The organism is Geobacillus thermopakistaniensis (assembly GCF_000498995.1).
In the GTDB taxonomy this organism is placed as follows: Bacteria; Bacillota; Bacilli; order Bacillales; family Anoxybacillaceae; genus Geobacillus; species Geobacillus thermoleovorans.
The window spans coordinates 39,247-51,514 of the sequence record NZ_AYSF01000034.1 but is presented as its reverse complement, the minus strand read 5'-3'; the positions used below and the strand labels follow the sequence as shown (position 1 = coordinate 51,514).

At 52.9% G+C, this 12,268-nt stretch carries 10 protein-coding genes; 4 read left to right on the top strand and 6 right to left on the bottom strand.

What is annotated here, in order from left to right:
• Positions 1-11 precede the first annotated feature (11 nt).
• The 4 genes from T260_RS133425 (at position 12) to T260_RS133440 (ending at position 5,941) form a co-directional block, all read left to right on the top strand.
• Positions 12-1,019, top strand: a complete 1,008-nt coding sequence (locus T260_RS133425) for an LCP family protein (RefSeq protein ID WP_023633631.1) — start codon at positions 12-14, stop codon at positions 1,017-1,019.
• Positions 1,020-1,260: 241 nt separating this feature from the next.
• The gene (locus T260_RS133430) at positions 1,261-3,708 is read left to right on the top strand and encodes an SH3 domain-containing protein (protein ID WP_023633630.1); all 2,448 of its coding nucleotides are present in this window, start codon (positions 1,261-1,263) and stop codon (positions 3,706-3,708) included.
• Between the two features lie 217 nt (positions 3,709-3,925).
• The gene (locus T260_RS133435; protein WP_031212437.1) at positions 3,926-4,603 is read left to right on the top strand and encodes an SH3 domain-containing protein; all 678 of its coding nucleotides are present in this window, start codon (positions 3,926-3,928) and stop codon (positions 4,601-4,603) included.
• Between the two features lie 3 nt (positions 4,604-4,606).
• The gene (locus tag T260_RS133440; RefSeq protein WP_014196793.1) at positions 4,607-5,941 is read left to right on the top strand and encodes a SpoIID/LytB domain-containing protein; all 1,335 of its coding nucleotides are present in this window, start codon (positions 4,607-4,609) and stop codon (positions 5,939-5,941) included.
• A 144-nt stretch (positions 5,942-6,085) separates the two neighbouring features.
• On the opposite strand, the gene T260_RS133445 is transcribed toward T260_RS133440, so the two are convergent.
• Genes T260_RS133445 through wecB form a run of 6 tightly spaced genes read right to left on the bottom strand, consistent with a single transcriptional unit; the run spans position 6,086 to position 12,256 of the window.
• Complete coding sequence (locus T260_RS133445; RefSeq protein ID WP_011232627.1) at positions 6,086-7,342, bottom strand: glycosyltransferase family 4 protein; 1,257 nt, start codon at positions 7,340-7,342, stop codon at positions 6,086-6,088.
• The gene (locus T260_RS133450) at positions 7,339-7,605 is read right to left on the bottom strand and encodes a hypothetical protein (RefSeq protein ID WP_023633628.1); all 267 of its coding nucleotides are present in this window, start codon (positions 7,603-7,605) and stop codon (positions 7,339-7,341) included. The genes T260_RS133445 and T260_RS133450 overlap by 4 nt, the downstream gene beginning before the upstream one ends.
• The gene (locus tag T260_RS133455; protein ID WP_014196795.1) at positions 7,602-8,684 is read right to left on the bottom strand and encodes a glycosyltransferase; all 1,083 of its coding nucleotides are present in this window, start codon (positions 8,682-8,684) and stop codon (positions 7,602-7,604) included. Before T260_RS133455 ends, T260_RS133450 begins: the two co-directional genes overlap by 4 nt.
• Entirely contained in the window at positions 8,681-9,796 is a 1,116-nt protein-coding gene (locus T260_RS0119870) for a glycosyltransferase (RefSeq protein ID WP_014196796.1), read from the bottom strand. The genes T260_RS133455 and T260_RS0119870 overlap by 4 nt, the downstream gene beginning before the upstream one ends.
• Complete coding sequence (locus tag T260_RS133460) at positions 9,797-11,185, bottom strand: O-antigen polymerase (RefSeq protein ID WP_021321964.1); 1,389 nt, start codon at positions 11,183-11,185, stop codon at positions 9,797-9,799.
• A gap of 12 nt (positions 11,186-11,197) precedes the next feature.
• Complete coding sequence (gene wecB / locus T260_RS133465) at positions 11,198-12,256, bottom strand: non-hydrolyzing UDP-N-acetylglucosamine 2-epimerase (protein ID WP_011232632.1); 1,059 nt, start codon at positions 12,254-12,256, stop codon at positions 11,198-11,200.
• Between the last annotated feature and the right edge of the window lie 12 nt (positions 12,257-12,268).

Below are 12,268 nucleotides of genomic sequence, written 5' to 3'. Positions count from 1 at the left end.
AGGGTTAAACGATGAATCATACAAGAAAAACGGTGAAAAAGCGAAAGAAAAAAAAGCGGCTCCGCCGATTATTTTTGCTCGTGTTTCTTCTTTTGCTCGGGGGTGTCGGCGCCTTTGGCTACAATATTTACTCCGAGACGAAACAGGCGTCAAGCAAAATTTATCAAGCGCTTGATCCATCAAGCAAGCCTGCAAGAAATATTGAAATGCGCAAAGATCCGTTTACCGTGCTGTTGGTTGGAGTGGAAAACCAGTACCACGACGAGGAGGGGCGGTCTGATGTCGTCATGCTTTTGACCGTCAATCCGAAGACGAACAAAGTGTATTTGTTGAGCATTCCGCGCGACACGCGCGTTTACATCCCGAGCGAAGGGCGGAAAGACAAAATCACCCACTCCTACAGTCATGGAGGCATTCAATCGACGATTGCAGCCGTCAATGAGCTGATCGACGTTCCGATCGACTATTACGTGACGACTGATTTTGAAGGGTTCGAAAAAATTGTCGATTCCCTCGGCGGCGTCACGGTAGATGTTCCGTTTACATTCAAAGCTCAGCTGACAGGTTCGCTCAAATGGCATACGTTCCATAAAGGCAAACAAGAGTTGAACGGCAATGAAGCGCTCGCCTATGTGCGCATGAGAAAATCGGACCCCCGCGGCGATTTTGGCCGAAACGAGCGGCAAAAACAAGTCATTCGCGCCATTATTGACAAAAGCACGTCCATCACCTCGCTGCCGAAGCTGGATGACGTCATCGCCGATTTAGGGGATCACGTGCGGACGAACATCCCTCCGTCCGATTTGTTGTCGTTCATCTATGTCTATCAAAAAATGAAAAACGCGGATGTAGAAAATTTGCATTTGAAAGGATACGACGAAACGATCAACGGCGTGTACTACTACATCCCCGACGAGCAATCGGTCAGCTCAATCAATGAAACGCTGCGGCAAGCGCTCGAGACGTCCAACGCCTCCCTCACGCGCAGCGATTCACCATCCACACAAAGCCAAAATTAACGATCACAAAGAAGGTGCTCCCAAAAGCAATGGGGCGCCTTTTTCCATTTACAGCGTATATCATGCCGCAATGATGATGAAAGAACACAACTTTTCATGTCCTCTGCTTTTTTTCTCTCTTTTTCAACAAAACTTTTCATTTTTTCTCATAATAGGACTGAATTCGGGTTGGATAAAACGGAAAAATTCGCTATGATAGTATAGAAAACGAAAACTTGAGAAAAAAGGGGGGATCGAATCCTTGAAAAAAACGCTTCTTTCCGTCTTGTTGGCGACTTGCCCGCTGTGGCCGTCGGCCGCCTTGGCCGCCGATGGAAGTCCGTCCTCATCCTCACCGACACTCATGGTCGCTGAGCATAACGCTTTGCTGAGGAGAGGAGCGACGGATTCCTATCAAATCGTCGAATCCATTTCCGCTGGCCAACAAGTAAAGGTCATCGACAAGTTCCAAAACGCTGCTGGCGAAACGTGGTATCGCATCGAATATAAGGGCATCACGGGCTGGGCGCGGGCAGACGACTTTTCTGAAGCGCATGTCTCTTCCGCCTTCCCTAACGTGATGTTCGCCAAGCAAGACTCGTTGCTGAGAAGAGGGGCAACCGATTCATATCGGTCCGTTGGTTCGATTCCCGCTGGCCAACAAGTGAAAGTCATAGACGAGTTTCAAAATGCCTATGGTGAAACGTGGTACCGCATCGAGTACGGAGGCGTCACCGGCTGGACGCGTGCGGACAGCTTTTCCAACCAACCGCCTTCCATGCTCGTCGGAAAGCGTGCGGTGATCGCCGCCAACGACATCGCGATGCGCAAGGGGGCATCCCCTTACTATCCGGTCGTCAAAACACTGTCTAACGGCGATGTCGTCTCCATCATTGCCGAGTTCACCAATTCGCTCGGGGAACAGTATGTGCGTGCGGAGTGGGCGGGAGTCAAAGGATGGGTGAAAACGGAACAGATCTACATACCCAAACAGCTTCCGACACTTTTGCCGACATTCATGAACGTTGTGCAGTCCTCCCCGGTTCGCCGCGGGGCGAGCGTCCATTACCGCGCCGTCGCCACAGTGTCACGCGGTCAATCTGTCAAAGTGATCGATTTGTTCGTCACAAATGGTCAGGAACTTTGGTGCCGCGTTGATCTCGGACATGTCCGGGGATGGGTGTCGGAAAAAGTGTTGACGATGTCATCAACCATGTCGGTTCCAAGCGGTGTCTCGGATACGTCCAGCGTCTCAGGCCAGCCGCTGACGGTCAGCGTTTCGGTCGCCAATGTGCGGCAAGCTCCATCTTTAAAAGCAAAAGTCGTCACCCAACTGAAAAAAGGAACCAAACTGAACAGCCTGTCAAGCGCCAAAGATGCGTCGGGAGCGCTTTGGTACAAAGTGTCCCTCAATGGAAAAACGCTCGGCTGGGTGCACGAGACGGTCGTAACCAAATCCTACCTTTCCCCACCAGCCAGCCAGGGGATGCAAAAGCAGGTGACAACCGCTAATGCGGCGCTGTTTGCCGAACCTTCGTTGAGCGCCGCCGTCATCGAGCGGATTGCGAAAAACCGAACGGTCACGGTTTTGAAGACGACAGAAGCATCTCCGTTCGACTGGGTGCAAGTCACCTCTGCATCGGGGAAAACGGGATGGATGCCGGTGTTTGAAGTAAAAGCCCCATCCTACGTATACGTCAAACAGGCGGGCACTCCGCTGCGCCGAGGTGCATCTTCGAACTATCAATCGTTGAAGGCGTTGGCAGCGAATGAGCGGCTTGCTGTCCTTTACGAATATCATGGATGGCTGAATGTCGAAACATCCAATGGCGTCCGCGGATGGGTGGAGGAATCAAGCACCTCTACCGTCGCCTTAAATAGTCTCGTTGAACCGACGTTTTCGACCATCAACGAAGATGCCTATTTGACGTGGAAAAAAACTTCTAATTTCCGCGTCTCCTATTCGTTGTTGCCGGGCAATCGTCTGAAAATCACCGGCTCGTTTTCCTACGCTGAAGTCCCGTCGACCGACATTCCAGGCATACAAACGGTGGAGTGGAACGGCAGCAGCCTGCTCATCACCTTTGAACCGGGGTACACGTTCACCCTGCGCCATTACAGCGACCGATTGGCGCTGAAAATTCTCGAGACCGGACTCAAGGGCAAAAAAATCATCATTGACGCAGGGCATGGGGCGCACGACACCGGGGCGATCGGCCCTGGCGGCACGCGGGAAAAAGATATTACTCTCGACACCGCCTTATTGCTAAAAGAAGAATTGGAGCGGGCCGGAGCGATCGTGAAATTGACGCGAAGCACCGACATCTTTTTGGAGCTGTCTGAACGGACATGGATCGCCAACAGTTCCGACTACGACGCCTTTATCAGCATTCACGCCGACTCGTACTCGCGGACATCTCGCGGAACGACAACGTACTACAACGTATCGAGCAACTTCAATGGGCCAAAAAGCGAGCAGTTGGCCGCCATCGTGCAAAAACATCTTGTCCAACAGCTCGGAACATATGACCGCGGCCATAAAACGCAAGACTTTTACGTCAACCGGAAAAACGAGCTGCCGAGCATTCTCGTTGAGCTCGCCTTCATCTCCAATCCAAATGAAGAGGCGCTGCTCAAAACGAAAGCGTTCCGCCAAAAAGCGGCCGTCGGCATTCGCGAAGGACTGGAAGAGTATTTCAGCCAATTCTAGTTTGTTCGCGTTCGGAGAATAATAGCATGAGAAGGCCGGTAATGCAACGGATTGCAAAGCTTTACGACGGAGTTCGTCAAACTGAGAAACATGGCAGCATCGCGTTTTCATTCCTTGCGATTCCTCATGAACCGAGCGAATCCGTTGTTTTTCACCGGCCTTTTAGGAAAGCTATTATTCTCCTTTCTTTCCATATCCAAAAACGGGGGAGATGAACATGATGAAACGAAAAGCCAAATGGGCCGTTGCTGCCAGCCTGGCGTTCGGAATGACGGCAGGCGCCCTCTTGTTTACGCCATCGGCGATGAAAGCATCGGAAGAAGTCGTGTTAGCGAGCGTCGACTGGGTGACTTCCCAGCTCAACCCGATGAAAAACGACATTGCCAACCTGAAAGCACAACTGGCCGCCCAGCAACAACAAATTCAACAACTTCAACAACAACTTGCCAGCAAACCCGCTTCGCCTTCTTTGCCTTCTGTCGTCTATGTAGTGAAAAACAATGCGGCCGTCCGCAGCGGAGCGTCAACGAGCTACCGCGTCATCACTTATAAACAGGCAGGGGCTTCACTGCAAGTGGTCGGGGCGCACCTTACTTCCCAAGGATTGTGGTACAACATCATCCTCTCCTCATCGTTGAAAGGTTGGATTTATTCCGGCGATGTCTCGACATCCGCCGTCAGCAGCGACAGCACCAAGCACGTCATCGCCACGGCCGCGGTCAATATTCGAAAAGGAGCGACGACTTCTTATCCGATTATTGCGACCGTTCCAAAAGGGACAGAGATGGTCTATATTCAGCCGTTTACCAACAGCAAAGGGGAGAAATGGTACAACGTGCAACTGTCTGATGGGCGTCGGGGTTGGATGGCCGCTGAATTTGGTGAGGTGAAGTAGACGGTGAAAAAATTGGCGTGGTTGGCCGTCGGCCTGTTTTTGCTCATCGTCTCTCCTTCCGCGTCGAACGCCGCTGGGGTGAAAACGTACAACAATCCCGTGCAAGTCCTTTTATATAAAGGGACATCGGTGACAGTCGCCGTCGAAGGAAACTATCAAATCGTCAATAAAGAGACGTTGACGATCACCCCGCTGCCAAGCGGGACAAATCTGACATTTCAGTCTTCCTCTTCGACCGTGTTTGTCACGTACAATGGAAAGACGGATTTTTCAAGCACCGGATTTACCATTCAAGAAACGATCGGCGCTGCGCCGTTGTCGCTTGTGAAAGTGAATCAAACCCGTTATCGCGGCAGCGTCGACATTCGCCGGCAAAGCAACGTCTTGTATGCTGTCAATATTTTAGATATGGAAGATTATTTAAAAGGAGTCGTGCCGAGCGAGATGCCCGCCTCTTGGCCGCTCGAAGCGCTGAAGGCGCAAGCCATTGCGGCCCGAAACTATGCCTATAAACATAAAACAAGTTTGACGACCAATCCAAACACACAGACGTATAAAGGATATGATGGAGAATCTCCACGATCGAACGCGGCAGTGGATGCAACAAGAGGATTGTATCTGAAATATAATGGCAGTATCATTGAAACGTATTACCACTCGACAAGCGGCGGCAGAACCGCCAATGTAAGCGACGTCTGGAACTCGTCGCAAACCGCCTACCCATATTTGGCGAGCGTCGATGACCCGTATGAATCATCGCCGTACAGCCGATGGTCATTCATCTTCTCCCCAGCTGTGCTGCTGCGTTCGTTCGGGTTCACCGATCCATCGGTTGTTTTATACGACGTCTCGATCGCCAAAACCGGCGCGAACGGAGAAGTGGGTGCCGTCACGATTGAAACCTCGGCAGGCGAAAAAACGGTGAAAGGCAATGAAACGACCATCCGCAAACTGTTCCCGCTAGACGGCAATCAATTTTACGGCATCTTGCCGTCCAACTGGTTTGACATTCAAGTGCAAAAAAGCGGTCCATCCGTGTCGATTCAAACGGCCAGCGGCAACATCGCCGCCTCTTCCTTGTCATCTTACTCCGTCCAAACAGGGAACGGAACGGTTTCGCTCGCCGGCGTCGAAGGAATCAAGGTGCAAACAACGGATGGCATCGTGCCGCTTTCCGCCTCGCCGTCAGGGGTTAGCTCGATCACTGTCACTGGAAAAGGATGGGGGCACCGGATCGGCATGAGCCAATACGGAGCAAAAGCATTTGCCGAGCGTGGATGGACGGCGGAGCAAATTTTAGAGCATTACTTCCGCGGGGCGGAAGTCTCGTTCGAGTGAAAGCATGACGATTGTGAAGGAAAACATCACTCGCATTCCAACACTCCCGACGCGGTCGGAAAATATCTTTCCAAATGGAAACATAGCCGCTTTTCACATAAAGGAAAGGGCATCCTGCTTATGAGCGGGACACCCTTTTCTTTTTTATTGTTCCGTCGGCCAAACGGATTCGCGTTTTGTTTCATCGCCAAGGGCGTGAAGCAAATCGTCGACAATGCGAATCCATGAGTATTGCTCCACCGCCAACTTGCGCCCATTTTCCGCCATCTTTTCGTATTCCTCGCTCGGAAGGCAAAGCAACTCGAGAACCGCTGCAGCGATCTGTTCAGGATTTTCTGGAGGAGCGATTTTCCCGCAATGATATGTTTCTAAAATCTCAGCGCTCTCCCCTTCGCCGCAATACAGCACCGGGGTTCCGGTGGCGATCGCCGGGAAAATTTTCGACGGCCTTGCCCCTTTAAACAAATCGATGTTGCGCAGCGAAACGATGCTGTAATCGGTGATGGAGAAAATCTCCGGCATCTTCTCAACCGGAACGGATCCGTAAAACGTCACATTGTCAAGGCCGAGCTCTTCTTTTAACGCCATCAGCTTTTCTCGCTCTTGGCCGTCGCCGACAAACAGGAAATGCGCCCGTTCATCTTTTGCTTTGACGATGGCCGCCGCCCGCAGCACCGAATCGAGCCCTTGGGCGTATCCCATCGTTCCGGCGTACGTAAACACCACTTTTCCTTCGAGCCCTAATTCCGCAAGCAGCTTCTTGTTTTTCGGCAGCGGGCGAAACACATCCGTGTTGACGCCGTTCGGCAATAAAAAGACATCCTCGGGCGCCTTCCCTTGCTCAATCATATAATCGCGAATGCCTTCCGTCGCGGCGGCGATTTTCCACGCCTTCCGGTATAAAAACAGCTCGAGCCATCTCGCCATTCGGATGAACAGCCGATTTTTCAAAATGCCGAGCTCAACGGCCGATTCCGGCCAAATGTCGGCGACGTTGAAAACAAACTTCGCCCGTTTCAACTTCGCGCCCACGTACCCGGTGATCCCTAAAAACAACGGCGGGGAATTGCAAATGATCACATCCGTCGGCTTCGCTTTCACAAGCAGCGAATAAAACGAGCTGAACGTAAACGAAAAATACGAAGCGAGCCGTTTCCAAAAGCTCCCCTTTGGCGACGGATAAATCCATGTCCGATGAACGGGAATGCCGTCCCATTGTTCGAACAAATAAAACAGGCCGCGGTATGGCTTGGGGATGACGCCGTGCGGGTGATGCGGGAACGCCGTGAGCACTTCCACTTGATGCCCCCGTTTGATCAGCTCCTTGCTCACCTCATACACACGAATTTGCGGTGCGCCTGTTTCCGGCGGGAAGTGTTGGCATAGGTAAATGATCCTCATGGCCCGCTCCACACCACTTTCCCAAAAAATCGCAAACGAACGTTCCATTTCGAGCGCCAAGAGGCGAGCGCAAACGAGGCGTGGAAAAGGGGAAACGCCCCCCTGACATCGTCCCGCTGTCCTTGGATGTATAATCGTTGCCGCGAACCGACGGTCATCATGAGCTTGCCAACGGAAAGCCGCCGGCTTCGCGACTTAGCCTCCGCTTTCGGCAACAAACGAGCACCAACCGCGGCGGCTGATATGACGGCTTTGTTCCTCATCGACTCCCTCCACCGCCTTTCAACGTTTGCTCATACAATCGGATCATGCGCATCGCATTTTCCGTCCAATCGTAATGTTCATGGACATGGTTGACACCGTTTTCCCCCATTCGTTGCCGCAGCCTCTCATCAAGCAGCAGCCGTTCGAACGCCTCCGCCAGCTTTTCCGGACTGTTTTTCGGCACGATCAACCCCGTTGTTCCCTCACGGACGACTTCCGGCAGCCCGCCGACGTTGGAGACGACAACGGGAACGCCGCACGCCATCGCCTCGACGGCGGCAACGCCAAAACTTTCGCTGTCTTCAGTCGAAGGCACGGCGAAAATATCCATTTGATTGATATACAGCGGCACTTGTTCGTTCGGAACTTTGCCGGCAAACGTCGTCACGGATTGGATGCCGAGGCGGGCGCACAGCTCCTCATATTCACTCCGCTGCGGCCCGTCGCCGACGATCAACAGCTCCGTTTGCGGATGCCGCTCGTGCACAATGGCAAACGCCCGAATCAAATCGGCGATCCCGTACTTGTCGGAAAGAGCTTTCACCGTGCCGATCGTCACGGTCCGTTTCGGCTGTTTCGGCAACGGTTTGAAGCGGGCGACATCAACACCAAACGGCGTCACTTCGATCGGTTTGTCCGTATACTTTCCGGTTTCTTTCGCCATCACACGGCTTGTCGAACAAATGACATCCGCACGCTGGAATGTATATTCAAGCATCCGTCGGTTCCAACGATTGGCATTCGGAAACTGATACACGTCGCGCCCCCAGACGGAGACGTAAAACGGATGATACCCCGCAAGCGCCCCGATCAACCCGTAGCTGGAGGCATAATGGGCGTGCAAAATATCTGGTCGAAACGAAGCGAGCAGCCGCTTTAATGAAAAGACAGTGGAAAAATACGACAACTTCCCCGGCAGCCATTTCGGCAGCACGACTGTCTCGACTTCTTTCGCTTGCTCCGGCCCGTAATGGTCTTTAAACGTCACGACTTTCACATCGATGCCTTGCGTTTGGTAAAAGCGGGCCCACTTATGCGTATGGATCGATTTGCTTGGAGCCAATAAGGCGACTTTCATCGGAGGCCCCCCACCAACGTTTCTTTCACCTTTTCCACTCTCGCTTCCCACGAATGTTTCGCCATAAACGTCTGCTCAATGCGCAAGCGGCACTCCTCGAGCATGTCCGCCATCTTGGCGATCGCTTCTGCCATCGACGACGGGTTGTCGTCGCAAATGACGCCGTACCCATCCGCTTCAATCAACCGCTTTTGCGCTGAGCAAGCGGTGGCGACAATCGGCAGGCCGCTCGACAGATAGTCAACCAGCTTGACGGGAACGGAAAAATCATTGTACTCGCTCCGCCGCCGCGGGATGAAGGCGAAATCCATCTCCGCATACAAACGGTCGAGCGCTTCGCCGCTGACGTGCTCGACGCGCACTTGCAAGGCGGCAAGCTCTTCTTTCACCGCAAGCGGCTGCCGCTCGTACTCGTCTTTTCGGCAGACGACGGTGAGCGAAACAAGCGGCTTGCGGCGGTTTGCCAAGCGAATCGCCTCGAGCAGGAGCAAAAGCCCATAGTCGGCATTGTTGATGCCGCCAACATAAATGGCATTCAGCGGCTGTTTCGCCGTCCCGAACCGCTGAAACGGCTTTTGCTTCCCACCCGGCGGCAAATCGACCATCGGGCGGCGGATCGCGACATATGTTCCCATTTCGAGGCTCGGCAAAAAGATGACATCGCAGTACCGCTCGTAAAACCGTTCTTCCCAACGGTACATCATTTGCATGGCCGCTTTTTTCCAACCGCGGAGCGGATACAAATCAGGAAACTTCCAATAGACGTCGCGGTAAAAGACGCCGATCGGAACGTTGCGGGCTTTCAAGTAGCGGAGAACGTCCCGGTCGACGAACGGACGTTGCGGCCGGTGTCCTGGGTCAGTGAGCCAAAGCGGAATCGTCTGGTTTTCCATATAGCAAAACCAGACATCATCGAGCTTGCCTTGGCTGCGGAGCTCTTGAAATTGCTTCTCCCGCTCGGCTGACGTGCCGGCGATCAGAAGAACGTCCACTCCCTCTTTCGCTCCCCAGCGCAAAAACGCCTGATGCATTTCATACGGCCGCAGCTTTGACCCGCTGTTTCGTTCCGCGGCGAGTGAAAACGGGTAATAAATCAATACGGTTTTCATCATTCATCCCTCATCAGTGATTCGCCTTTTCGTTGCAAACCATGCCCGTAAATCCCCCTGCACCCGCAGCCATAACGCCATTCCGCCAAACAACGCCACGAGCAGCACCCAGGTCGGATTGAACAAAAAATCGGTGAACCCACCGACGAGCGTGCGGGGGATGTTAATGGAAAAATAAACGAACAAACTTAAAAACAAAGGATTTTTTGGCAGCCGTAGAAACCCAATGTACAACAGCTGCGTCACGACACCGACATACAGCGTGCCGATGACGATTCCAACGTAGCCAAAGTTCGCATACGCCTCAGCGACAAAGAGCGTATTGAGCACCCCTCCCGTTCCATCCTCGATCCGCTCCGGGAACACGTGCGCCATCACGAGGCGGGCGGAGCGGACGTTCTCGACGTCAAACAACCCTGTTAAAATCGAGGGCAAGCTTTTTCCATAAAGAAATGGCAGCGCTTCGCCGAACAAATTCAAATGAAGAAACGTCGGCGCGATTTGCGCCAAAATCATGCGGCCGATCGGGCCCTTGTTGTAAGACAAAAAGGTCGTGGCATCTTGCACCCCTTGAATGACGATGTACATGCCGACGAGCACCGCCGCCCCCACTCCCCCATACAGCGCCAGTTTCACCGCCGACAGCCTTGTTTTTCCAATGTAAATGCGAATGAGGAAAAACATCATCACATAAAAGAAAATCGGCGATTTGGCCAAATCATACACATTGACGAACACCGCCCCGACAAACAGACAGATAAACAGCAGCTTCCACCGCCACTCGTGCGTCAGCTCGGCAAACAAATAAGCGATAAACGACAAAAGCGGCGTGAGCGTAATGGCAAAAATATTGCGAACGAGCACGTTTCCGGCAAAATGGCGCGACGCCTCAATGCGCAACGCAGCCAAGCTCTCATCCGTCCCTGTCAAGAGCGCAAACACCGGAATCGTCGGCGTTTTCCAAATCATATACGCAATGGCGGCAAAACTGAGCAGCGACAGCGCCAAAAACGCATAAAACACTTGGCTGCCCGTCGCTCCGGCCAACGGGGAAAGCGGCTTTTGCAAATAGGCGCGAAACTCCTGCCTGGCTTCAAATCCGCACAGCCTTGAAACGACCACCATCGACAGCGGGAACACGATCATAACGAAGCTGACGACGAAAAACCCGATCTGCCGGTATTCCTCGGGCCGAAACAACTTGCGAATCATGTAGTAATCATCCATTCCCAATGCGATCAGCAGCGCGCCGATGAAGCTCGACAGAAGGAACGAGTAATAGTACACAATCGACACGAGATTCGGCGCCGTCCATGAAAGCGTCCCCGCTGCATAGCGAAACATCAAGGTGGAGGCGACAAGAACAATCAACCAGATCAACACGTCCAACATGCCGACGCACCCTTATCGCTGTCCGATCGCCGCCACGATTTTCTCCGCCGCATGCCCATCGCCAAAGACGTCCGCATAAACAGGGGCGACTTCCTTGTGGACCGCCGCGACGATCTTCTCGCGGTCCGTGCCGGTTAAGATGTTCGCCCCGCCTTTGAGCGTTTCCACCCATTCGGTTTGTTCGCGCACCGTCACGCAAGGCACGCGCAAGAAATACGCCTCCTTTTGCACGCCGCCTGAATCGGTGATGATTTTTTTCGCGCCGCTCTCTAGCCGAAGCATGTCCAAATAACCGACCGGATCGATCAGCCGAAGCCCTGGAATCGCCGAAGCGTCCAAGCCGTACTCTTCAAGCTTATGCCGCGTCCGCGGATGAATCGGCCACACTTTCGTCCCGTCGATGTCCGCAAAAGCAGCCAAAATGGCTTTCAATTTGTCGGGGTCATCGGTATTTTCCGCTCGGTGAATGGTAATCAAGTAGTAGGATTGTTCCGCCAGCGACAAATCAGCCAAAATCGTCGATTGGCGCTGTGCGAGCTCCTTGTTGTACAAAATGGCGTCATACATGACGTCGCCGACATTCCAGACGTTTCGCGTAATATTTTCTTTTCGTAAATTTTCCACGGCCGTCTCCGTTGGACAAAATAAGAGCTCGGAGACATGATCGGTCATGATGCGGTTGATTTCTTCCGGCATCTGCTTGTTGAAGCTGCGCAGCCCGGCTTCGACGTGGATGACCGGAATGTGCAACTTCGAAGCGACCAACGCGCCGGCGAGCGTCGAGTTCGTATCGCCATAGACGAGCACATAATCCGGTTTTTCTTGCATGACAATTTCTTCAATTTTCATCAGCATTTCGCCCGTTTGCTTTCCATGGCTGCCTGAACCCACCCCAAGATAGTAGTCAGGCGTCGGAATATTCAACTCCTCAAAAAAAATGGCCGACATATTCGGGTCATAGTGCTGCCCGGTATGGATCAGCACTTCGGTATATTGTTTTCGCAAGACGCGCGAGACGGGGGCAGCCTTGATAAACTGCGGTCTGGCGCCTAACACGGTGGCGATTTTCATCCGAAACACCTC